Annotated in this window: 18 protein-coding genes; 10 read left to right on the forward strand and 8 right to left on the reverse strand. The window is 55.3% G+C overall.

Annotated features, from left to right (window positions below; genetic code table 11):
• Window positions 1–46 precede the first annotated feature (46 nt).
• Entirely contained in the window at window positions 47–1306 is a 1260-nt protein-coding gene (gene murA, locus VGH19_05650; protein HEY1170837.1) for a UDP-N-acetylglucosamine 1-carboxyvinyltransferase, read from the forward strand.
• A 247-nt stretch (window positions 1307–1553) separates the two neighbouring features.
• Window positions 1554–2048 carry a hypothetical protein gene (locus VGH19_05655; protein HEY1170838.1) on the forward strand — a complete coding sequence of 165 codons (495 nt, stop codon included), beginning with the start codon at window positions 1554–1556 and terminating at the stop codon, window positions 2046–2048.
• Between the two features lie 93 nt (window positions 2049–2141).
• Here VGH19_05655 and VGH19_05660 read toward each other — a convergent pair whose 3' ends face one another.
• Window positions 2142–3680 (reverse strand): MFS transporter, encoded by a 1539-nt coding sequence (locus tag VGH19_05660; GenBank protein ID HEY1170839.1) that lies wholly within the window; start codon window positions 3678–3680, stop codon window positions 2142–2144.
• A 295-nt stretch (window positions 3681–3975) separates the two neighbouring features.
• On the opposite strand from VGH19_05660, the gene lepB reads away from it, so the two are divergent.
• Window positions 3976–4500, forward strand: a complete 525-nt coding sequence (gene lepB / locus VGH19_05665) for a signal peptidase I (GenBank protein ID HEY1170840.1) — start codon at window positions 3976–3978, stop codon at window positions 4498–4500.
• 4 nt (window positions 4501–4504) lie between these two features.
• Here the strand turns inward: lepB and VGH19_05670 are convergent, their stop codons facing one another.
• Entirely contained in the window at window positions 4505–5809 is a 1305-nt protein-coding gene (locus tag VGH19_05670) for a sulfatase-like hydrolase/transferase (protein ID HEY1170841.1), read from the reverse strand.
• 415 nt (window positions 5810–6224) lie between these two features.
• Between VGH19_05670 and VGH19_05675 the strand changes: the two genes are divergently transcribed.
• Window positions 6225–9614, forward strand: a complete 3390-nt coding sequence (locus VGH19_05675) for an Ig-like domain-containing protein (GenBank protein HEY1170842.1) — start codon at window positions 6225–6227, stop codon at window positions 9612–9614.
• An 18-nt stretch (window positions 9615–9632) separates the two neighbouring features.
• Entirely contained in the window at window positions 9633–10646 is a 1014-nt protein-coding gene (locus VGH19_05680) for a hypothetical protein (protein HEY1170843.1), read from the forward strand.
• A gap of 57 nt (window positions 10647–10703) precedes the next feature.
• Here VGH19_05680 and VGH19_05685 read toward each other — a convergent pair whose 3' ends face one another.
• Window positions 10704–11819, reverse strand: coding sequence for a quinone-dependent dihydroorotate dehydrogenase (locus tag VGH19_05685; protein HEY1170844.1), 1116 nt, complete (start codon window positions 11817–11819; stop codon window positions 10704–10706).
• Window positions 11820–11992: 173 nt separating this feature from the next.
• On the opposite strand from VGH19_05685, the gene VGH19_05690 reads away from it, so the two are divergent.
• From VGH19_05690 to VGH19_05705, 4 genes are all read left to right on the forward strand, one after another.
• Window positions 11993–12331, forward strand: coding sequence for a P-II family nitrogen regulator (locus VGH19_05690; GenBank protein ID HEY1170845.1), 339 nt, complete (start codon window positions 11993–11995; stop codon window positions 12329–12331).
• 90 nt (window positions 12332–12421) lie between these two features.
• On the forward strand, window positions 12422–13834 hold the full coding sequence (glnA, locus tag VGH19_05695; protein ID HEY1170846.1) for a type I glutamate--ammonia ligase: 1413 nt from the start codon (window positions 12422–12424) through the stop codon (window positions 13832–13834).
• A gap of 444 nt (window positions 13835–14278) precedes the next feature.
• Window positions 14279–15661 (forward strand): chromosomal replication initiator protein DnaA, encoded by a 1383-nt coding sequence (dnaA, locus tag VGH19_05700; GenBank protein HEY1170847.1) that lies wholly within the window; start codon window positions 14279–14281, stop codon window positions 15659–15661.
• Window positions 15662–15757: 96 nt separating this feature from the next.
• Window positions 15758–16735: an ATP-binding cassette domain-containing protein gene (locus tag VGH19_05705; GenBank protein ID HEY1170848.1), complete on the forward strand. Its 978-nt coding sequence runs from the start codon at window positions 15758–15760 to the stop codon at window positions 16733–16735.
• An 8-nt stretch (window positions 16736–16743) separates the two neighbouring features.
• Here VGH19_05705 and VGH19_05710 read toward each other — a convergent pair whose 3' ends face one another.
• Entirely contained in the window at window positions 16744–17187 is a 444-nt protein-coding gene (locus VGH19_05710; GenBank protein HEY1170849.1) for a hypothetical protein, read from the reverse strand.
• Window positions 17188–17379: 192 nt separating this feature from the next.
• Between VGH19_05710 and xylA the strand changes: the two genes are divergently transcribed.
• Window positions 17380–18690 carry a xylose isomerase gene (gene xylA, locus VGH19_05715; protein HEY1170850.1) on the forward strand — a complete coding sequence of 437 codons (1311 nt, stop codon included), beginning with the start codon at window positions 17380–17382 and terminating at the stop codon, window positions 18688–18690.
• Window positions 18691–18740: 50 nt separating this feature from the next.
• Here the strand turns inward: xylA and VGH19_05720 are convergent, their stop codons facing one another.
• From VGH19_05720 to VGH19_05735, 4 genes are read right to left on the reverse strand one after another with little or no spacing between them, the layout of a single operon-like run.
• Window positions 18741–18986 (reverse strand): hypothetical protein, encoded by a 246-nt coding sequence (locus tag VGH19_05720; GenBank protein HEY1170851.1) that lies wholly within the window; start codon window positions 18984–18986, stop codon window positions 18741–18743.
• A complete protein-coding gene (locus tag VGH19_05725; GenBank protein ID HEY1170852.1) occupies window positions 18979–19200 on the reverse strand; it encodes a hypothetical protein in 222 nt (73 codons plus the stop codon). Before VGH19_05725 ends, VGH19_05720 begins: the two co-directional genes overlap by 8 nt.
• 42 nt (window positions 19201–19242) lie before the next feature.
• Window positions 19243–20043, reverse strand: coding sequence for a TatD family hydrolase (locus tag VGH19_05730; protein ID HEY1170853.1), 801 nt, complete (start codon window positions 20041–20043; stop codon window positions 19243–19245).
• A gap of 6 nt (window positions 20044–20049) precedes the next feature.
• Window positions 20050–23133, reverse strand: a complete 3084-nt coding sequence (locus tag VGH19_05735; protein HEY1170854.1) for a PVC-type heme-binding CxxCH protein — start codon at window positions 23131–23133, stop codon at window positions 20050–20052.
• Window positions 23134–23164 lie beyond the last annotated feature (31 nt).

Consider the following 23164-nt stretch of genomic DNA (forward strand, 5'->3'; position numbering starts at 1 on the left):
TCGCAGATTTTTCACGCGATAAATTTTTCAGCAGGATTTCGAATCTATGGACAGTCTTTTGATCAAAGGCGGCATTCCGCTGCACGGCGATGTGCAGATCAGCGGAGCCAAGAACGCGGTGCTTCCCCTCATGGCCGCGACGCTCCTCACCTCTGAACCTTGCGTCATCACGCGCGTGCCGGACTTGAGCGACGTGAAGTTCATGGGGCAGATCCTCACCTCGCTCGGCGCGAAGGTGGAGATCGAGGGCGATGTGGTGAAGATTCACGCGCACAAGATCAAAGGGACGGGTGATTACGATCTGATCCGTAAGATGCGCGGTTCCATCTGCATTTTGGGGCCACTCTTGGCGCGGTTGAAGAAGGCTACGGTGTCGCTGCCCGGCGGTTGCGTCATCGGTGCGCGTCCTGTGGACTTGCACTTGAAGGGCTTGGAAGCCTTGAGCGCGAAGATCACGGTGGAGCATGGCTATGTGATTGCGAAGGCGCCGAAGTTGATCGGTCGCGAGATGTTCTTGGGTGGTCGTTCAGGCCCAACGGTGCTCGGCACGGCGAACATCATGATGGCCGCAACGTTGGCGGAAGGCGTCACCATTATTGATAGCGCGGCGTGCGAGCCGGAAGTCGTCGATCTGGCGAACTTCCTGAACGCCATGGGCGCGAAGATCACGGGTGCGGGCAGTCCCACCATCACCATCACGGGTGTCAAAGAATTGCATGGTGCGGAGCACGAGGTCATTCCGGACCGTATCGAAGCGGCCACTTACGCCATCGCCGCTGCGGCAACGAATGGTGAAGTGACGCTGCATGGTGCCCGAGCGGATCACATGCACGCCATCTTGGACAAACTTCGCGAAGCCGGTGTGAAGGTGGAACGCAGTGGCCCACGCATCACCATCAAGCGCGGTGGTAAGCTCAAGCCCGTGGATGTCGTCACGCAGCCTTATGCCGGTTTCCCCACGGATGCGCAGGCGCAGATGATGGTGCTCATGGCGCTGACGCCAGGTATCAGCATCATCACGGAACGCATTTTCGAGGCGCGCTTCATGCACGTCAGCGAATTGCTCCGTCTCGGTGCGGATATCGCCATCGAAGGACCGAGCGCCATCGTGAAGGGTGGCAAGCCCCTCAGCGGTGCGGAAGTCATGGCGAGCGATTTGCGCGCCTCGGCAGCCTTGGTCATCGGCGGCATGGCGGCGAAAGGTTCCACCCAAGTGAACCGCATCTACCATCTGGACCGTGGCTACGAGAAGATCGATGAGAAGCTGAAGAAGCTGGGAGCACGGGTGTCGCGGGTTAAAGAATAATGACCAATGCCTAAGCTCGGCCCCGACTTTGCAGGACGGGGTGCATGACGAAGGAATGAGTTAAGCACCAATTCCTAAGGCTAAAAATCTTAAAGCTCCGGTTTCTTTTTAAGGACCGGAGCTTTTCATTTGATCATTGCTCATTCCTTCGTCATTCGGATTTCGTCATTGGTCATTTATTTCTGCTGGCTCTATAGGGCATCCGGCATTAGATTGCCCCGGTTTCCAAGAATAAGCCGAGGTCAATATGGATATTAATTTTGCCTGCCCGAACTGTAATGTGTTGCTGACCGCTGACAGCTCCATGGTCGGAGATGAGATCCAGTGTCCACAATGCAACCTGACATTCAATGTGCCCGAAGGCACCCCTGTGCCGCCTGCACCAGCCATTGATCCGGCGGAGGAGATTCTGGCGGCGACTTCGACACCCGAGGTCAAACCTCGTCAGCGCGTGAATCTGACCCTTCCTTCAGCGGGCAAGAATGCCGGTGCCTTGATCGAGAAGGCGAACAAGCCTCTGGAAGTATCCGCCAAGCTGGGCATCTCTTTCGTGGTTCGGACGATCCGCCGGGCCGAGTGCATTGTTTCCGGGAAAGATCGTTTCGATGATATGGTGGCTGAGGTGTTGAGCGGTGTGGGTGAGGATGATCTTCACTCCATCACGCCCATCTCCTACTCGCATGAAAGCGGGGGCAAGATTTTGACGGACTACGGAGTGATGATCATTTACAAAAAACAGTAAGAGAAAATCCCAAATCCCAAGCTCCAAACACCAGCGAAAATTTCAAATAACCAAAGCTCCAAATCCGCTCGGCCGGGTTTGGAGCTTTTTTGGTCATTCTTTAGAGTTTGGATCTTTGGATGTGGGCTTTAAGCCTTTCAACGAGTCTCGACTGGCACGGCGTTTCACGGCGCGGATGCTGCCTTCCACCAGATCTTCACCGACATCCGCCACCACGTTAGTCTGTCGTTTGAGGGTGCGCACACTGCTTTGCACCAAGCGCAGAACACCGCGCGGGGTGAACATATATTCTGCCAAGGTGGCAAAACCGACGACGGGATTGAACTCGTGCATGCCGCGCATCACGCGGACCAGTTCTTTGAGAGGACGCTCTGCCGGTTCTCGCAGGGCTTGAAGCATATGCACGGAGAACAGGCAGAGGACCATCGAGATCACGAACAGCACATGATAAGAGGTCAGTGGCTCACCCAGCAAAGTGCCGACTTGTTCGGGGATCACGGAAAGCATCTTGCCACCCACGATGGGGCCAAAGGCGATGATAAGATTTGAGAACGCAAAGAATACAGAGATGTAAGCGGCTTTCTTTTCAGCAGGCACCAGATTGATCATCAGGTTGAATTGGCAGAGCTGAAAACCGGAAGTCATGAAACCGGTGATGAAGTAGTTCAGATACAGATGCCCATGACGCTCTGGTCCGGCCAGCAGCCAGGACAATGCTGCACTGGCGGCCCAAAGCAATGAGCAGGCGACCATCACTGGTTTGTTGCCGAAGCGATCGCTCAATGGTCCCCATGTCCGCAGCGAAAGCAGGCCGCCCAAGCTGGCAATGGTGGCCAACACCGTCAGGTCACCGACGGTATAAGGAAGATGTTGCAGCACATAGACGCTATAAAACGGTTGAGCCAAGTTCAGGCAGAACCCCCAGAGGCCGATGAAGAGAAGCAACTTCAAGTAGTTCAGGTCACGGATCACGGAGAGGTATTCCGCCAGCTTCGTCTTTTTTTCCTGCCGCTTGGTGACCGAGGCGGGGAACTTCATGATGGCGAAATAATACATGCCGATCATGCGCGCGCCGGCTGCGGTGGCAAAGATGGCGCCAAAAGCATGGATGGTATTATTGAAGTGATCTACGAATTGGCCGGACGCTAGCAGCACAACCAGGTTCCAGAAGGCGAAGATGATGTTACGATCGCCGAAGTAACGCCCTCGAATGGAGAGGGGGACCAAATCCGACATGGAGGCGGACCACGCCACTGCCGCCACGCTATCCGCCAAGCTGGATATAAATACGATGACAAAGAGCAGCGGTACGATTTCGCTTCCTAAAAAAGGAAACAGCGAGATGAATGCCCAGGGCAGTGCATTAAAGGCAAAGTTGATCAGGACGATCTCGCGCAAAGAAAAGAAACGCTGCAACCAATGGGTCACCACTGGCTGGATCACATGACAGATTAGCGGCACAGAAGCCAGCCAGCCGACGAGAGCGGGCTCCCATTTGAGCACAGCCGTCACGAACCCGATCACAAAAGGCAGGTTCGAGCGGGTAAGGTTCAGCATCGGGACGCTGAAACACGCCTCGATGGTCGCATATTTCAGCGACAGGAGAAAATCACGTTTACGTATGCCGTTCACAAAGCCGCCGGGAGGGCGGGCGCGGAACAGTCGGTAAGGAGCCGGGCTTTGTCAAGCTGTCCACGAAGGGTTCATGCCCCCTAGGCTGATCCGGGCCGGACACCTGCGGCATGGTTCCGGGAGCATATTTACCTTCGTTGAAGGTGTGTTCTGGATATTGCAGAAACTGAAAAAGCAGCAGAGACTGTCTGCATCTGGCACAGGCAAGCCTGTGGGCTGGAACTGGTATGAAGTTTTTTTCAACGCCGGGCGGGACTTGGTTGTCTTGCAAGGGTGATCTGGTGGCAGGCTATTGATGCAGACTGAAGGCAAACCGGATGAGGCGGTGCATGGGTGGGCCCGATTGATCGCGGGCAGGCATCCCAAAAAAACCATTTCCCGGATCGTAGTGCTGGTTATCGTCTGTGTGGTGGTGTTCGGTTTTCTGGCGAGGCCCATAAGGGTGGTGGGGGTGAGCATGTTTCCGACCTACAAGCAGGGGCAATTCAATTTCATCAACCGTGTTTCCTATTGGTTTTCCAAACCGCAACGTTTCGATGTCGTGGCTGTGGATGCGCGTGGTCTGGAGCCGAACGCGGTTTTGCTGAAACGCATCATCGGCCTGCCGGGCGAGTCGGTCGAGATCTTGGATGGCGTTGTCTTCATCGATGGCGAGCCGTTAGATGAAGACTATGTGAGGGCGCGTTTTCCTTGGAAAAAAGCGTGGACGCTGAAGGAGGGTGAATATCTTGTGATCGGGGACAACCGGGCGATGCTGGAGGCCCATCACACGCACGGCGTGTATGGGCGCGACCGGATCATGGGCAAGGTGCTTTACTGAGGGTTCAGTAATCTTTGAAAGGCCCCCTCGGTTCGGCGGCATCCATCTCTTTCTTCCAATTCGAGAACTTGGCCTTCATCAAAGCGGCGATTTCCTGTTTTTGACTGCTCAGGTCCGTCTTTTCCCCGATGTCCGCCGCCAGATCGAAAAGTCCGTTGCCTTTGGCGGATTCCACCCACTTCCAGTTGCCGAACCGGGCAGCGCGATCACTACGCCGCTCCCAATACATCTCGGTGCGGGGTGATTTCTCCTTCCCTTGCAGAACAGGCAGGAGGTTGAACCCATCGAGGATGACATCTTTTGGCGGCTTGGCACCGGCGGCTGATGTGAATGTGGGGAACAACTCGAGTGCGGTGAGGAATTCATCCGTCACTTTGCCGGCGGGGAGTTGAGTGGGCCAGCGGGCGATGAAGGGGACGCGCAGGCCGCCTTCCCACATGGTGGATTTCGCGCCTTTCAAGGGGGCGTTGCCGCCATTGCCGCTGCCGCCATTATCAGACATGAAGACCACGAGCGTGTTTTGTTCGAGACCGTGCTTTTTCAAGGCATCAAGCAGCTCTCCGATGGCAGCGTCCATACAGGTGACGGCAGCATAGTAGGAGGTGAGTTTGTTTGTTGGGTTCATCTGTGGATACTGGCGGATGAACGCAGCGGGGGCTTGCACGCCCGGTTTGTCCAGATTGGACGCGCCATGAGGGGCATTGAAGGCAAGATAGAGGAAGAACGGCTGTGTATGGTTCTCGTTGATGAAGCGGAGGGACTCCCGCTTGAATACATCCGTGGCGTAAGTGCCTTTGTCCGCTTCCGTGCGGTTGTTGTCGCGGAACATGGAGGGGACGCCGTAACGCTCGTGTGTGTAGTAATCAATCCCGTTGTTGCCGATGCCGTAGAAGAAATCGAAGCCGCGCTGCAGAGGCAGGTAGCGCTTGGCCTGGCCCATGTCCCATTTGCCCACCATGCCCGTCCGGTAACCGGCTTTTTTGAGCACATCGCCGAGGGTGATTTCTTTCGGATCCAGCCCCAAGGTCATCTCGGGAGAGGTTAGGTATTCATCCCAAGTGTATTTATGGCCGTAGTTGACGAGATCGTTCCGCACCATGTCATATAGGCCGTTGCGCTGGGGATAACGCCCGGTCAGAACGCTGCCGCGTGAAGGAGTGCAAGCCGGCCAAGTGACATAAAAGCTGGTGGCGCGAACGCCTTCACGGGCGAGCCGGTCGAGGTTGGGAGTTAGGATGGGCTTGCTGCCTATGCAGCCGAGATCGGGATAACCTTGGTCGTCCGAGATGATGAGAACTATATTTGGCAATCGTTCGGACGCTTGGCCGATAAAGCAGGGAATAAGGCAGGCAAGCAATCCGCAAATCAGTCGAAATCTGATCATGGGAACATGCAAGCATGGTTCGGTGAGTATGTGAAGCCAAAGTCAAACTTCGTCTGGGGTGAATCCCTTACGAGGAGTAGGGTAGGCAGAGTGGAATAAGATGCGATTTGCATTTCCATGAATGAAATATTTTGCAAAACGCATTGGCAAAATAGGGTTAATTGGGGTAGATTGTCTTCTAAGGGGAGGATAATTTTAACTGGTGTATCGTATATGTTTGGAGTCGAGATGGTTATGTGGTGTGAGGGGATAAGTATGATTGCGTTGATGATTTGTCCTGAGAAAGGACAAATCGGACAATAATTGGCCTAAAATGTGCTGAAATGCGGATTTACTAGGAATGAGAACACCTACCTTGCTAACCAGTGTCGCCCTGTCTCTGGCAATCGGTGTGTTCACGGCGGAAGCCGTGCCCACTGCCAATCCAGACACGGGTTCTATCAACGCGAACCAGCTTTTGACGGTGAACAATCCGAATGGCGTGTTGAGCAATGATACGGGCACTGGAACGCTTGTCGTTAACGGTAACGCTCCGCAGCAAAACTATACTTTTGCGGGTTTTACTTTTGATCAGTTAAGCACTCCCAATGTCGGGACGCTTTTAGGTGCGGGAACATACTCTAACGCAATTGTCACCATCACGCCGAACGAGCGCACAGGTGATATTGGAGGTTTTCCGGATAGCTCAGCGGGTTTTAACAGCGCGATTACGTTGGGGCGATTGGCTTTCGGTGATCCCACCGGTGTACGCGCGGTGAACCTGCCTCGCGGGAATAATGGGAGCACCCAGCGCAGTGGGATGGAGTTGTCGTGGAACAATGGTCTGACCGTTACCAATCTGGCGGGTAACGATTTTGTGGTGTTCGAGTCTGGTTCGGCAGGAACGCCAGAAGCCTTCATGGTCCAAGTTCGCAATGCGGCCACCGCTACTTGGAGCATTTGGGTTTATAATCCAGCCACGGCGTTTGCCAGTGTCGATGGAGCAGGTCTCTTCGCCACCCCGTTTGACTTGGATGCATTCGGGATCGCTGCGAATGCGCGAATCGACGGCATTCGCATCGTCAATATGACGAATGAAGACCGTATGGCGAGTGCCTCAGGTGCAGGCGAAGTGATCCCGGAAGATAATGGAGCTACTAGTGCAAATCTGCCAGATGTGGGCACCTTGGCGGTCGATTTCTCAAATTATGGAGCTGGTACATTGGATCCTGATCCGCTCTATATCGGCATCTTGCGGCCGATGAATCCGGGCACGACGGCCTTTGATGTGAACAGCGTCGCCGGGGCTGCGGTGAATGTGAATCCGGATGGCACTTATACCTATGACCCGCGCAGTGTGCTGGCATTCCAGCAACTGGCTGCAGGACAGTCCGTGAACGACACATTCACCTACAATGTTCAGGATGACTCTGTGGAAAACAATTCCGCGCGCGGGACGGTGACCATCACGGTGACAGGTGTGAATGAAACGCCGGCAGGCGTGAATGATACTTATGTTGCGAATGAGGACACAGTCCTTACCGTCGGTGCCGCTGATGGTGTGCTGGACAACGATACGGACATTGATGCCGGGACGACACTGACGGTGTCTGCCTTTGATGCGTCCAGCGTGCAGGGCGCGACGGTGGCCGTGAGTGCCGATGGCAGCTTTACCTACAACCCGAATGCGTCGGCGAGCTTGCGGGCGCTGACCGTCGGCCAATCCTTGACGGATACGTTTACTTACACGGTGTCCGATGGTGAAGGTGGAACGGATACGGCCACGGTCACGATCACAGTTTCGGGCCGGAATGATGCCCCCTTGGCGATGAATGATACCGGCTATGCCACTTTCTCCAACGCGCCTCTGAATGTCACCGCTCCCGGTGTGCTGGCTAATGATACGGATGCGGACGGCAACACCTTGCGGGTGGAAGGGCCGGGACAGCAGCTCTACACCTTTGCGAACGTAGTCTTCGATCAGGCGGGCACGCCCACAATCCTTACGCGACTGGCACCGGGCGCTTACAATGGTGCAACGATCGATGCGGAGCCTGAGGACACGACCACACCGCGGGATGGTTTCCCGAATGATACGACCAATTTCCGGGGAGCCTATTCCTTGGGGCATCTGTTCAATTCGTCCTCCTCGGGCACGACGGTGAGCGGTGTGAACCTGCCGCTGGGCGATGTGGGCACGAGCTTCCGCAGTGGCGTGGAGATCACCTGGGTGAACGGTTTGAGCCTGACGAACCTGGCCGGGAATGACTTTGTGGTTTATGAATCCGGCAGCGAGAATGCGCCAGAAGCGTTCATGGTGCAGGTGCGAGGGACGGATTCCGGTGTCTGGAGCTCATGGGTGTATGTGCCGGCATCGGAAAGTGCTGCCTATGGCATCGCGGGCGAGTTCCTTTTTGCCACGGTCTTCAATCTGGATTATTTCGGCATCTCGGCGAATGACCGGATCGATGCGTTCCGCATCGCTAATTTGAGAGCGTCAGACCGCATGGTGGCAGGAACAAACGTCGTGATCCCGGAGGATGAGGGGGCCACGAGCGCCATTCTGCCTGCCCCGGGTCCGCTGGCGAGTTTCGGTGCGTATGGTGCCGGGACGTTTGATCCTGATCCGGTCTATCTCGGTGTCTTGCATCAGTTGGTGGAGACAGCACCCGCTTACAGCGCCACCAGTGTTTTAGGCGCGACAGTGGTGGTGAATGCGGACGGCAGTTTCAGTTATGATCCCACGACCTCCGTGACACTTTCCACACTGGCGCTGGGGGTGACGATGGATGACGAGTTCACTTATACGGTGACGGATGGATTCGGTGGATTCTCCTCGGCCAAAGTGACCGTGACGGTAACGGGCGTCAACTCGCCTCCGACCGTTTCCATCACCTTCCCGCCGAATAACTCGTCGTTCTTCAGCCCGGCCAGCTTTACCATGACGGCCACCGCATCTGATGTGGATGGCACTGTGACGCAAATCGAGTTCCGTGAGACGATCCAGAATATCTCCCTGGGAACGGATACGACGCCCGGAGATGGCTTCTCGGTGAATCTTTCGAATCTTGCACCGGGCAACTACTCGTTTGTGGCCATCGCGACGGATGATGACAACGCGACGACGACCTCTGCCGCAGTGAACATCACGGTGCTGGCGAATCTGCCTCTGGGAACGGTCAGCGCGATCGATGCGAGCGGCTTCTACTTCCTCCAATCCGGTTTGATGAGCCAGTCTGTCACGGTGAACAATACCTCTCCGGTTCCGGTATCGGCGGTGCGTTTGACCATCCAAGGTCTGGCTCCTGGCATAGTGGTCTACAATGCGAGCGGCACGAACGTGGCGAATGAACCTTATATGCAGCAGAACACGCCTGTTCCTGCGGGCGGTTCTGTGACGTTCTTCATCGAATATTACGTGGCGAACCGGACTACGATTCCTGCGCCGACTTTCGTCGCGACTTTGGAAACGGTGGCGGGACCGGTTGTTCCGGTTGGTGCCGTGCAGGCAATTCTGCGCAATCCGCCGGAAGTGCTTACGGATGGGCATGTGCTGATCGATTATGCGACGGTGCTAAATCGCACCTATTATATCCAATACAGCCCGGACGCGACCACGTGGACTACGGTTTTCCCGGCGCAGACGGGCACGGGCTCGAACCGGCAATGGATCGATAGTGGACCACCCAAAACGGATGCACATCCGTCTACCGTCGTGTCCCGGTTCTATCGCATCGTTGAAGTCCCGTAATCCAAGGAGAAACGAATCATGAAACGCATCCATTTGATGAGTTTGGGGTTGGCGGGCGTGTTGATGGCAGGGAGTGCTCAGGCCCAGGATAAAGGCAGTTTCGGGCGCTTCGGCATCAGCTACAATCTGAACTTCAACGTCGCGGCGGAGTTTTCGGGCATCGGCGGGGCTGGGCCGGGGTTGAACCCTGGATTGGTGCCTTTGGTGAATCCTGGTGATATTCAGCAATTCGATGACGGATTCATCGGTATGGATGCCTCCGGGAATGCGGGCGGGCTTACGACCTTTTGGGGATATAACAATGCGAGCCAGATTGTGGGCGGTAATCTGCAGCTAAGCAGCACGGCACTGGCGGCGGGCTTGAGCACGCAGCGTAGTGATAGTGATTTGCAGCATGGTGTGGATCTGACCTACAGTTATCAGTTGAAGAGCTGGGAGAAGGGCGGTTGGGGCTTGGAAGGTGCATTTGGTTGGATGCCTGTAGGCATCACAGATAGCCAGGCGGTGGCTGGTAATTTGGTTGTCGCGAATATTCCGTTGGGTTTCGTGCCGCCAGTGGCTCCCTTTACAGGAACTGTGGCAGGACCGGGACCATTGTTGGACACGACCACAGGAACGGTAATAATTCCTGGAGGCGCCATCATCACCGGCAATCGCGACATTGACGCGTCCGTCTTCGCATTCCGCTTCGGTCCTTACTTGGATTACAATCTCAGCGAGCGTGTGAGTCTGACCTTGAGCGGTGGCTTGTCCCTCGCGGTGGTGGATAGCGAGTTCACCTTCAATGAGTTGAAGACGCCGATCATTGGCACACCTTCTACGACCACAGGTAATGACCGTTCTTCTGATTTGCTGGTGGGAGGTTATCTCAGTGCGCGCGTGGCCTACTGGTTCACGGATAACATGAATGTGTTCACGGGCATCACCTATCAGAACGTGGGTTCGTTTAGTCAGACGGCGAGTGGCCGCAAGGCGACGCTGGATCTGGGTAAGACGATTTCCTTGAACGTGGGCTTAGGCTTCTCGTTCTGATCCGATTTCGGTCTGGGTTGCAAATAAACGGGACCGGGCAGTATTGGCCGGTCCCGTTTATTCTTCTGACCCGACCGCTTCAGAAATGCTCTTCATGCCATGGGCTTCGACTTTTTCCTTCAAGCCTTTGACCACAGCCTTCGCGATGCCTGGTCCTTCATAGACCATGCCGGAGTAGATCTGCACGAGGCTGGCGCCTGCGCATATCTTCTCCCAAGCATCTTCCGCGGTGAAAATACCGCCGACACCGATGAGCGGCAGCTTGCCCTGCGTCTGTTGATAAAGATGACGGATGACTTCTGTGCTGCGTTGGCGTAGGGGACGTCCGCTCAAGCCGCCTGTTTCCGCATACACGGCCTTCAGTTTCGGATCCTTCGTCTCAGGACGTGAGATGGTCGTGTTCGTAGCCACGATACCCGCAAGCTGACGTGGGCCGACGAGGCTTAGCATCTCGTCCAAGGCATCGAACGTGAGGTCAGGAGCCACCTTCACGAGAATCGGTTTCTTAGCGAAGCCCGTTTGCTGTGCGAGTTCGTCGTTGATCTGCTGCAAGGCGGCGAGGATTTGATCGAGCGCGCTCTTATCCTGCAACTGGCGCAAGTTCGGCGTATTCGGGGAGCTGACGTTCACCACGAAGAAATCTGCCAAACGCCAGAGGGTGCGGAAGGAATTCGCATAATCATCTGCTGCTTGCTCATTCGGCGTGATCTTGGATTTACCAAGATTGATGCCGACGGGATGGTTCGGCCAGCGACCGCTCTCACGCCATTCGCTCAGGCGCGCGGCAAGGGCAGGGGCACCACCATTATTGAAGCCCATGCGGTTCACGAGTGACTCATCCGGGATGCCGCGGAACATGCGCGGTGTGGGATTGCCGGGCTGTTCATGCCACGTCACACCACCGGCTTCGGAGAAACCAAAGCCCAAGGCGGACCATGCGGGCATGGCCACGCCGCGCTTATCCATGCCAGCGGCGAGGCCGACGGGATTCGGGAAATCGAGGCCGAAACATTTCGTGGGCAAGGCGGGCGCGCTGAACATAGCGGCCATCGCTTCGCACAGCACGGGCACGCGACTGGTGCGCGCGAGATTTTCCAGCGCGAAGTTATGCGCTGCTTCGGAATCCATCTCGAACAATGCCGGACGGACCAATTGTTTGTACCACCAACTCATCGGCGCAGAGAATGGGCATCTGTCCCGCAGAGGCAAGGCAAGAAGTCAGTGCTTCGCCTCATCACAGTCGAAAAGTCAACTCTCCAACTGTGAAAATTTTTCATCGGCTCTTTCCTGTTTACAGAGGGGGCTTCGTTGTTACTATTTTCCTCCGACACAAAAACAGAACGCTCATGAAAAAGATCGAAGCCATCATCAAGCCGTTCAAACTGGAGGATGTCAAAGAGGCCCTGACGGGTATCGGTGTGGAAGGTCTTACCGTTACTGAAGTCAAAGGTTTTGGACGCCAAAAGGGACATACGGAAATCTATCGCGGCAGCGAATACACAGTGGATTTTCTGCCGAAACTAAAGATCGAGATCGTATTGCCGGATTCCGAAGTGGAACAAGCAGTGAAGACGATCATCGGCGCGGCCAAGACCGGCAAGATCGGTGACGGCAAAGTATTCGTCCTGCCGATCGAGAACGCCATCCGCATCCGCACGGAAGAGACTGGCGACCAGGCCGTATAAATCTATTTCCAAAACGTTCCCTGCCTTGTGAACACACGGCAGGGTTTCTTGTCTCTAAATACAAACTGCACCTGATAACAAGCGACGTTCATGAGCACTCCCAAGGAAGTTCTTGAGCTGGCCAAAAAGGCCGGGGCGAAGATGGTGGACATCAAGTTTGTAGACACCTTCGGCACCTGGCAGCACTTCAGCGTTCCCACGGGCGAACTCACTGAGGAAGTTTTTGATGAGGGTTTCGGTTTCGATGGTTCCTCCATCCGCGGATGGAAGAGCATTGAAGCCTCCGACATGCTCGCGATGCCTGATCCGGCTACCGCGTTCATCGATCCGTTCTGTGCTGTGCCGACGCTTTCGCTGACGTGCACGATCGCCGAGACGGGTACGAAGGAAGCTTACAACCGCGATCCGCGCGGTATCGCGCAACGCGGTGAGAAATATCTGCAAAGCACCGGCGTGGCTGACACAGCCGTGTTCGGACCTGAAGCCGAGTTCTTCATCTTCGACAACGTGCAGTATGACAACAAAGCCAACGGCACGTTCTATTCTGTCGATTCCGAAGAAGCTGCGTGGAACACCGGTCGCGATGAGATGCCGAACCTCGGTTACAAGATCCGGCACAAGGAAGGCTATTTCCCGGTTGGTCCTGCTGACACTCAGCAAGACATCCGCACAGAGATGTGCCTCGTGATGGAAGCACTCGGCATCAAAGTCGAGCGGCAGCATCATGAAGTCGCGACGGCAGGTCAGGCCGAGATCGATTTTCGTTTCGACACGCTCGTGAAAACGGCGGACACGATGATGCTCTACAAGTACATCGTGAAGAACGTGGCCCGCAAACACGGCAAGACCGCGAGCTTCATGCCCAAGCCGCTCTACGGAGACAATGGCTCTGGCATGCATACGCACCAGTCGTTGTGGAAAAAGGGCAAACCGCTTTTCGCCGGCAATGAATATGCCGGTCTGAGCCAGATGGCTCTCTATTACATCGGCGGCATTTTGAAGCACGCGAAGGCGCTGTGCGCGATCTGCAACCCGACCACGAATTCTTACAAGCGCCTGGTTCCGGGCTATGAGGCTCCGGTGAATCTCGCTTATTCTGCACGCAACCGTTCAGCGGCGATCCGCATTCCGACCTTCTCGGAAAGCCCGAAAGCCAAGCGCATCGAGTATCGTCCGCCCGATCCGGCGGCGAATCCCTATCTGTGCTACACCGCGTTGCTCATGGCCGGTCTGGACGGTGTGATCAACAAGATCGATCCCGGCGAACCCTTGGATAAAAATATTTACGAGCTCCCGCCCGAAGAACTGAAGAAGGTGCCGAACGTGCCTGGTTCCCTCGGTGAGGCGCTGGATTGCCTGGAGAAAGACCATCAATTCCTGCTGAAGGGCGATGTCTTCACCACGGACTTTTTGGAGATGTGGGTGACGCAAAAACGCAAGGAACACGATGCCCTGCGCCTGCGTCCGCATCCATACGAATTTTCTCTTTACTACGACTGTTAATACACCGGAAACGCAGATGGGGCATTCACCCCATATTTTACGCGGGAAAGTGTTTTGAGGCAGCTCTGGCAAGCAGAAAAAAGAAGAAAAAGTAGCCTGTGAATAACTTGTGAAAAAGAGTTAATATCTAATGCTCGTCGGAAGCGGGTTCATTTCCTAGAACAAACGCATTCGATTCCGATGGACCGGGTTGGCCGGATAAACCCTTAAAAGTGAACGAAAAATTGCTTTTTGAATGATTTTATATCTCGTTGATATTCAACGGGATAATCGGGAAAATGAAGTGACTCCAAGGGTGGCCTTGAAGTTTGCATGAAAAAGCAGGACGCGGGCACTGAAGCCGGAAGGCTGGGATGAGCAGGCCAAATGTCGGTTACGGATAAGTTACAGGAAACAGTGAATAATTGGGCAAAAATGCAGGAAAATCAGGGGATCAACCGCGCCATGCATGACTCTGTAGAAAAAGTCTGGTCCGCAGCTCAAACGCTGCTGAAGACCATGCTGAACTCGGACATCTTCAATCTGTGGTTCGCGCCGCTTCGGGCCACCGAGATGACGCAGGATGCCATCACGCTGGAAGTGGCCAATGACTTCTGTGAAGTCTGGCTCACGGACAACTACATCGGCCTTTTGCAAGATGTGCTGTTGGGTGCCGCGGGTCGTCCCTTGAAAGTCCGCTTCGTGGTCACCACCGGCTCCGCACCCGCACCGGCTCCTGCCAAAGCAGCCGCTGTTACAGCTCCGGCTCCGGCCAAGACGAAGCACGTGGAAGGCTCGGAGAAGAGCCACCAAGGTGCTGAAGGTGATCCTTCGTTCAACCCCAAGAACACGTTCGATACGTTCGTGGTGGGAACGAATAATAATTTCGCCCATGCGGCGGCGATGGCCGTGGCGCATTCTCCGGGCAAATCTTACAACCCGCTGTTCCTTTACGGCGGTGTGGGATTGGGCAAGACGCATCTCCTGCACGCCATCGGTCAGTATGTGGCGGCGCACAAGAAGGGTGCGAAGGTCGCCTACGTCTCTTCCGAGAAGTTCACGAACGAGTTCATCGACGCCATTCAGAACAACCAACTGGTGCGCTTCCGCAAAAAGTATCGCCAGACGGATGTGCTGCTAATGGATGACATCCAGTTCCTCGCAGGCAAGGAGCGTATCCAGGAAGAATTCTTCCATACGTTCAATGCGCTGCATGAGGGCCACAAGCAGATCGTGCTGACTTGCGACCGTCCCGCGAGCGAAATCCAAGGCTTGGAACACCGCCTCGTCTCCCGTTTCGAATGGGGTCTGGTCACGGACATGCAGCCGCCGGATGTGGAAACGCGCCTCGCCATTCTCAAAAAGAAGGCGAACTCGATGAACACCACGGTGCCGGATGATCTGCTGGAGTTCCTCGCGAACCGCATCCGCACGAACATCCGCCGTCTGGAAGGCGCGCTCATCCGCGTGATCTCCTATTCCTCGCTCACGGGCAAGAAGCTCTCGCTGGACATGGTGGAAAACCTGTTGCGCGAAGTGTTGCAGGAAGAGGGTAAGACGATCGTCTCCATCGACCTCATCCAGAAGCGCGTGGCTGAGCATTTCGATCTCCGCATCGCGGATATGAGCAGCAAGCGCCGTCCGGAGAACATCGCGTTCCCGCGCCAGATCGCCATGTTCCTTTCTCGTCAACTCACGGAAAGCTCACTGAATACCATCGGTGAAGCCTTTGGCGGTCGCGATCACGGTACCGTATTGCACGCCTGCCGTCTGGTGAAGGACCGTATGGAGATTGATTCCAACGTGCGCCAGGTCGTGAGTTACTTGGAGAAGCAGTTGCTCCGTTAAGCACGAGTTTCGGGTTACTTGTTTTGAGTTTCGAGTTTAAGGCTGCTTTGCTTTTTGACTCGTAACTAGAAACTGGAAACCAGAAACTTTCGGGACATGGCCGCAATCGAAGTTCAAGGGCTGAATAAAGCCTACCGCATCTATAAGAAGCAACCCGGCTTCTCTGGAGCGGTGCGCGGTCTTTTCAAGCGCGAATACGAGACCACGCATGCGGTGAAGGATGTGAACTTCCAAGTGGAAGAAGGGGAACTCGTCGGTTTCCTCGGGCCTAATGGCGCAGGAAAGACGACCACGCTGAAGATGCTCTCTGGCCTGCTCTATCCCACGAGCGGCACTGCTTCGGTTTTGGGCTACACGCCATGGGAACGTGCGGATGGTTATCGCCGACAGTTCGCTTTGTTGCTTGGGCAAAAGAATCAGCTCTGGTGGGATTTGCCCGCACGTGAATCGTTGGAACTGAATGCACGCATCTACGGCATCGCACCCGAGGATTTCAAAAAGCGCGTTGATGAGATGACGCAGTTGCTTGGCGTGGGTGAGAAACTCAATGTGATGGTGCGGGAACTGTCCCTGGGCGAACGCATGAAGCTGGAGCTCGTGGCCGCGCTACTGCATCAGCCCAAGGTGTTGTTCCTTGATGAGCCGACCATTGGTTTGGATGTTGTTTCGCAAAAGGCGGTGCGTGAATTTCTCCGCGATCACAATAAACGCAACAAGACCACAGTGCTGCTCACGAGCCATTACATGGCGGACATCCAGGAGTTGTGCCAGCGCGTGATCATCATTGATAAAGGCACCATCTTCTTCGATGGCAAGTTGAGCGAAATCCTTGATCGCTTCGCGGATTTCAAACTCATCACCATCCAGACAGAGGGTGAACTCGCGTGCAATGAAGGCTGCCTGAAAGAGTTCGGCGAAATCGTGGAAAAGACGGCGACGAGCGTGAAGCTTAAGGTTAAGCGCGATCGCGTCATCGCCGCGTGCAAAGGCTTGCTAGATGCGCTGCCAGTGAAGGATATCGATATCGAGGAAGTGCCGATTGAGGATATTATTCGGAACCTGTTTGCGCGGTGATTTACCGGTCAAGCTGGCTTGCGGATTATCTCCAACTTCAGTAGCGCTGAGAAACGTTCCAGATTTTCGTCATCAGGCCGCATTTGTTCACGCAGGAGAATAAATTCGTTGGCAGTGTTGGCGATGATAACTTCAGAAAGCTCCTGTCCGTCATCATCGAAATAGATTGTGCAGACTAGGTGTTTGAGGCTGGTTCGCGGGATTGTCTTTCGATATTTTCCGGGCAGCCAAGGGCAGTATTCGATGATTTCAAGCTGTTTTAGTATGTCATCATAGCGGATCACATTTACTCGGCCACATGCTAATAAGATGACAACTGCAAAAGGGATCGCCAATAAACCGACTGTAAAGTTGGTGCTGAGCAAAAGGGTGACAATAAAAGCGATGATACTCGCGACAGTCGAAGATCGCCGTTTTTGTGAAGCTTCTGCCGGTTTCAAGTCGTGAACCATGGCTGTTGAGTGAGGAGCCTAAGGATCAAAATATACTTGTCGATTCCCTTTCTATTTTTGTTCTGAAATTGGGTGGATTTTACATATCCCTGAGTGTTTTTCCCCGCTTGCCACGTCTTCGCCTGTGTTTACAGTCATTCCATTCGTTTTACCTAAAAGCATACGAAAACGTTTTTGTACTGAAAGAGAACTATGTCCTATTTCAAAGACATCCCGAAGATCAAGTTCGAGGGGCCGAAGTCCACGAACCCGCTCGCCTTCAAGCATTACAACCCTACGCAGAAGATCGAAGGCAAGACCATGTCGGAGCACCTGCGCTTCTCCGTGGTGTATTGGCACACGATGCGCGGTCAGGGCGCGGACATGTTCGGTTCGCCGACGGCCATCCGCCCTTGGGACAATGGCAAAGATGTGATCGACACCGCGAAGGCCCGCGTGCCGGTGTTCTTCGACATCGTGGATCGCTTGGGTGCGCCTTACTACGCTTTCCATGACCGCGATCTCGCGCCGCACGGCAAATCTCTCCGCGAATCGAACAAGTATCTCGACACCATCGTCGGGCTCCTGAAAGAGCAGCAGAAGCGTACTGGCATCAAGCTCCTGTGGGGCACTGCCCAGCTCTTCGTGCATCCACGCTTCATGCACGGTGCGGCCACGAGCTGCAATGCCGATGTGTTCGCTTTCTCCGCCGCACAAGTGAAGAAGGCGCTGGAAGTGACGCATGAACTTGGCGGTGAAGGTTACACGTTCTGGGGCGGTCGCGAAGGTTACTCCACGTTGTGGAATACGGATATGAAGCGTGAACTGGAGCACCTCGCGAAATTCCTGCACATGGCGGTGGATTATGCGAAGAAGATCGGTTTCAAAGGCCAGTTCTACATCGAGCCGAAGCCGAAAGAACCGACCAAGCATCAGTATGATTCCGATGCTGCTGCGTGCTTGAACTTCCTGCGCGAGTTCGATCTGCTCCCGCACTTCAAGTTGAACCTGGAAACGAATCACGCCACACTGGCTGGCCACACGATGCAGCATGAGATCGAGACGGCTGGTGCCGCGAACGCGCTGGGCAGCATCGACGCGAATACGGGCGATCTGCTCCTCGGGTGGGACACGGACCAGTTCCCGACGGATATCTATCTCACCACGCAGTGCATGCTGGGCATCCTGAAATATGGCGGCCTCACGACGGGTGGCGTGAACTTCGACGCGAAGGTGCGTCGCGAGAGCGTCGATCCGGTGGATCTTTTCCACGCACACATCGGTGGCATGGACGCCTTCGCCCGCGGTCTCAAGATCGCGGCTGCCATCCGCAAGGATGGTCGCCTCGCGGACTTTGTGAAGCAACGCTACTCTTCTTGGGACAAGGGTCTCGGCAAGAGCATTGAGGAGGGCAAAGAGAGCTTCGAGACGTTGGAAGCCTACATGCTCAAGAAGGGCGAGGCCGATGCGAACGCCAGTGGCCGTCAGGAATTCTTGGAGAACTTGATCAACGAGTTTATCTAAGCTCTAAAGAAGTTTTACGACACAGGCGTTGCCGCAAGGCAACGCCTTTTTTATTGGACCTCCTGCCCGTCAGGAAGTTGACCGATGGTCAGGAAGGTTTTGATCAGTTCGCCTTCGCCACAAACGGTCATGCCGGAGAATCGCTTGAACCATTTTCCAAAAGGAACTTCGGGGTGGGTATCCAACCATGCTGCGAGCAAGCCAAGTTGTTCCACTGAAATCTGCCGCTTTTTAATGCGGTCCAGCAAATGATTTAGCAACGCTGGAGGAAGATTGAGACGCTTGATGCTAGGCATGAGCGGAGTTTCCGTAGAAACCGTGACTGATGGCTGTTTTCAGGCGCTGCACTTCCGCTGGATCTTCGGATTCCACCATCTGCCGGGCCAGTTCAGTCAATTCATTGGCGGTAAGGGGGCGGGCTTTGGCCAATTGAATAACAAACTGAATCACCTCCACCTGCTCGTCAGGCGTGAGCTGTTTGATTTCCTCAATGATGGCACCGGAACTCATATTGCTACAGTAGGCTGTTTGCCGATTGTCTTCAAGCTTCGGTTATGCACCAAACAGACGCTTAAAATTCTCCTCCACCTGTTCGCTCAAGTCCTCAACCGCCATTCCCCGCACTTTCGCGAGACCATCATACACCGCGCGTAGATTTGCCGGATGATTGATCACCTTGCTGGTGGAAGCGTCTGAGAGCGGATGCCGATTCAGTTCTTCGGGCAATGACTGGTCCGGCGCATCCGTCTCCACCAGCAAGCGTTCCAGCGGAACTTGCTTGAAGGTCTCGCGCTGGCGCTCTTTACGGTCGAGCAGGTAATAGCCCGGAAATGAGAAGTAAGCACCGATCTTGGCGAGTGGCCGGATCATCTCCGCAGGACCACCGTAAGAATGAAGCAGGAAACCTCGTTCAGGCCGCGGCTCTTTTCTAAGCAATTGGAAGATCGGCCCCCATGACTGGAGGCAATGAATGCTCGCCGCGAGATTGCGTTCTGCAGCTAATCGCAATTGCCATACGAATACTTCTTCCTGACCTTCGTATGGCAAATCCGGTTTCCATTTGTCCAAGCCGATCTCTCCAACTGCTGCGTGTGGTGTCTCATCGAGAAAGCGCACCAACTCACTTTGCCACCGTTCCGTGCGCTCGTGCAGATACCACGGATGATAACCGAAGCTTGGTTGCACGATCACATGCTTCTGCGCCAGTTCCTGCACCTGTGCCCAATCTTCCTCGCACGCGCCATTCACCACCATGCGTGCGATGCCCTCCGCTTCGGCGGCGACGATTAATTCCGCGTGCCTGCCGCCGAAGCGATCGTCTTGCAGATGATTGTGGGCATCGTAGAGGCGCACAGGTCTTCACTTTTTTGTTGCGGGCAACGGCACTTGGCCAGGATGCATCAGATACGCGATTACGTCCCGCACCTGTTGTTCTGTCAGCGCTTCCACCAAGCCTTCGGGCATCAGCGAGAGCGTGGACTCCGCGAGTTTGTCCACTTCCGTTTGCTCGATGGTCAACAGCTCTGTCATCGTCTGCACCGAGAGCGTGCGCGCGTTCTTCGAGCGGATCACGCCGTTCAACGTGCGACCATCCTTCAGGTCCACCACGGACATGCGGAAGTCCGCGTTCACCACGCCGCTCGGATCGATGATGTTCTCCAGGAGGAAATCGATGTTATCGCGGCCTGCACCTGTCAGGTCAGGCCCGATGCTGCCGCCTTCGCCGTAAAGCTTATGACAGTTCGCGCAAACCAGTGCGAAGACCTCGCGCCCCGCGCTCTTGTCTGCTTTGCTCAAGACATCCTTCGTGAGCTTCGCCTTCCATTCCGTCATCAACTTCTTCTTGTCGTCGTCAGAATCACGGATTTGTCCCCACACTTCGCCGAGACGCTGATTCAGCTTCTCATCATTGAAGCTGCGGATTTGCCGCGCGTGGAAGGCGGACAAGTCATCCTTCGGCACCACATTCGCACCGATCGCATCCAACAACGATTTCGCGAAGATCGGTCGCGACACCAGCGTGGCCAGCAACTGCGGCCGTTCCGAGGGATGAAACCCTTTGTAAGCCTTCACCAGCTTGTCGCCGATGAGCGGATCATTGAACTGCGCCAATCCGCGTGCTGCGACGGGATTCAAGAAGCGCACGCTCAGCAACTGCTCGCAAATCTGCCGCATGTCTGCTGGCTTGCTGTCGATGATCGTTTGCAGTGCCGCCTTGCGCGCGGCGATGTCTGCCTTGCCATCGAGTGCGAGCGTCTTCACATCATCCAGCGCGCGACCATCGCCGAACACCACGCTCAATTCGCGGACCAAGGCCGTGACCTTCTCATCCTTCGAGCGATTTGCCGAAGCGGCTAGAGAATCCCACGCCGCTGGCTTGGCCGCCTTGCGCCAGCCGCGCATCGCTTCGGATAATCCCGTCAGCACATCTTTTTGGAACGCATCCGATTTCTTTGCCGCTGTTTGTAGCACAGCACTCAGATGCGTCGGATTTTTCTCCAAATCTTCCGCCAATCGACGCGTGATGTATTGCCGTGTTTTCGGCAGTTCACAACGTGCTGCGATGCTGGCGAGCTGTTCCGGATTGCTGTTGCCCAGCGGGATCAAGCCATACCAGATGAGCAGCGGAAGATTGTGGTCGTCCGCGTCTTCCTTGTGTGCAACCAGGGCTGTGGCTAAGTCCGCTCGTTGCGCTAGGGGTAAGCGTTGCAGCGTGGAAGCGAGAACCAAGCGCACCGCCGCAGACTTCTCATCTTTCGCCAATCGCACCAATTGGTTCATGAGAGATTTCGAAGGGGTTACTTCATTGCCAGCTGGTCGTTGGCTCATCGTCGTGTCCAGCGGCCACTTGTCCGTGAGCAGGCGTATCGACCATGCGCGGATGTACTCTTCATCCGGATTCAAGCGGCTGCTCAATTGCGTGCGCAGGAATGTTTCATCCGCCGCGCCGATCGCATTGAGCGTCCAGAAGATACGGAGCTTCAGCGGGATGTCGTTTTCACTCTTATAGAGAGCCAGCGCTTCCTTGACGGAATCAGAGAGAAGCGTGCCGCGTTGGAAACGGTCTGCGAGTTCCATCCGCGCCTGATTGGCGAACCACACGTTGTAATGCCGTTGCAGGTTGATGAGCTGCCCATCCGTAAGGATGCGCAGATCGCGCAGGGCAGGGCGCTTGGGTTTGCCAGAGACAATCTTGTAGATGCGACCGCTCTCGCGATGCACGCCCGTGTTATCATGGCATTCACCAGTATCGCTCCAATCCGCGATGTAAACGCCACCATCCGGTCCGCAGCTCAGTTCCATGCCACGGAACCATTTATCCGTGAACTGCAGCATGTCTTCGCCGTGTTTTCCCACGTATCCGGAGCCATCGCGTTGCAGAATCTCGCGGTTCACGCGCCGTCCGTGCATGTTCAGCGTGAAGAGCTTGTCCTGATACTCGATCGGCCAGTTATCGCCCTGATAAATCATCATGCCGATGTGCGCGTGACCGCCGCCGTAACTGTCCGCCTTGCCATCGCGCGAATCCGTCCAGCTCTTGCCTGTATCAAAATGCCAATGATCCGCGTGCGTGTCGATTAGTCCATACGTGTGTGTGTTCGGATCAATCGTGTGCGGGCGGACATAGTGTGAGCCTGGCGTCGCATGCCACAGATGCCCATTCACCGTGTTGATAAAGAACAGTTCGCCGAACTTGTTCCAGTCATGTCCCCAAGGATTCGTCGTGCCGGACGTCAACGCCTCGAACACCTTCGTCTGCGGATTGTAGCGCCACATACCACCACGCATCGGGATGCGTTCCTTAGCAGGTGTTCCGGGAATGCCTATCTCGCCGGGACTGGAGGCACCGCAGCGGCCGTAGAGCCAGCCATCGGGACCGAACTTCAGGCCATTGGCGAAGTTGTGATAATTTTCTGCGGGTGGATTGAACCCATCGAGCACCACTTCTGTCGGGCCATCCGGTTTGTCATCGCCATCGCGATCCGGGATGAAGAGCACCTGTGGTGGGCACATCAGCCACACACCGCCGAGGCCGATCTCCACACTGCTCAACATCTGTACCTGATCCGTGAACACCGTGCGCTTGTCGAATTTGCCATCGCCATCGCGGTCTTCAAAGATCAGCAGGCGATCACGCAGATTCATGTCGAACTTCACCTTGCGCTCGGAATAGGTGTAATTCTCCGCCACCCACAAACGTCCTCGCGAATCCCATGTCATCGCGATGGGATTCTGCACATCCGGTTCCGCGGCATAGACCGTGGCCTTGAAGCCCGGCGGCAGCGTGAGATTCTTCACCACTTCCTCGGCGGGCATGATCTTCACGCTCAAGTCCGTCTCGCTATTGTAGAGCTTGGGGAATTCAGCCGCGTCTACGCGAACTAACGTGAGCATGGCGAGCAATGCCGCCTGCCAACCTTTAGATACAAACCGGATCTTCATGCAATGCGGAGAGTGTAATGGCTGAAACGCA

Source organism: Verrucomicrobiia bacterium (assembly GCA_036405135.1).
In the GTDB taxonomy this organism is placed as follows: Bacteria; Verrucomicrobiota; Verrucomicrobiia; order Limisphaerales; family JAEYXS01; genus JAEYXS01.

Coding starts and splice junctions, on each gene's coding strand:
- murA (HEY1170837.1), top strand. CDS start 47: ATGGACAGTCTTTTGATCAAAGGCGGCATTCCGCTGCACGGCGATGTG.
- VGH19_05655 (HEY1170838.1), top strand. CDS start 1,554: ATGGATATTAATTTTGCCTGCCCGAACTGTAATGTGTTGCTGACCGCT.
- lepB (HEY1170840.1), top strand. CDS start 3,976: ATGCAGACTGAAGGCAAACCGGATGAGGCGGTGCATGGGTGGGCCCGA.
- VGH19_05675 (HEY1170842.1), top strand. CDS start 6,225: ATGAGAACACCTACCTTGCTAACCAGTGTCGCCCTGTCTCTGGCAATC.
- VGH19_05680 (HEY1170843.1), top strand. CDS start 9,633: ATGAAACGCATCCATTTGATGAGTTTGGGGTTGGCGGGCGTGTTGATG.
- VGH19_05685 (HEY1170844.1), bottom strand. CDS start 11,819: ATGAGTTGGTGGTACAAACAATTGGTCCGTCCGGCATTGTTCGAGATG.
- VGH19_05690 (HEY1170845.1), top strand. CDS start 11,993: ATGAAAAAGATCGAAGCCATCATCAAGCCGTTCAAACTGGAGGATGTC.
- glnA (HEY1170846.1), top strand. CDS start 12,422: ATGAGCACTCCCAAGGAAGTTCTTGAGCTGGCCAAAAAGGCCGGGGCG.
- dnaA (HEY1170847.1), top strand. CDS start 14,279: ATGCATGACTCTGTAGAAAAAGTCTGGTCCGCAGCTCAAACGCTGCTG.
- VGH19_05705 (HEY1170848.1), top strand. CDS start 15,758: ATGGCCGCAATCGAAGTTCAAGGGCTGAATAAAGCCTACCGCATCTAT.
- VGH19_05710 (HEY1170849.1), bottom strand. CDS start 17,187: ATGGTTCACGACTTGAAACCGGCAGAAGCTTCACAAAAACGGCGATCT.
- xylA (HEY1170850.1), top strand. CDS start 17,380: ATGTCCTATTTCAAAGACATCCCGAAGATCAAGTTCGAGGGGCCGAAG.
- VGH19_05720 (HEY1170851.1), bottom strand. CDS start 18,986: ATGCCTAGCATCAAGCGTCTCAATCTTCCTCCAGCGTTGCTAAATCAT.
- VGH19_05725 (HEY1170852.1), bottom strand. CDS start 19,200: ATGAGTTCCGGTGCCATCATTGAGGAAATCAAACAGCTCACGCCTGAC.
- VGH19_05735 (HEY1170854.1), bottom strand. CDS start 23,133: ATGAAGATCCGGTTTGTATCTAAAGGTTGGCAGGCGGCATTGCTCGCC.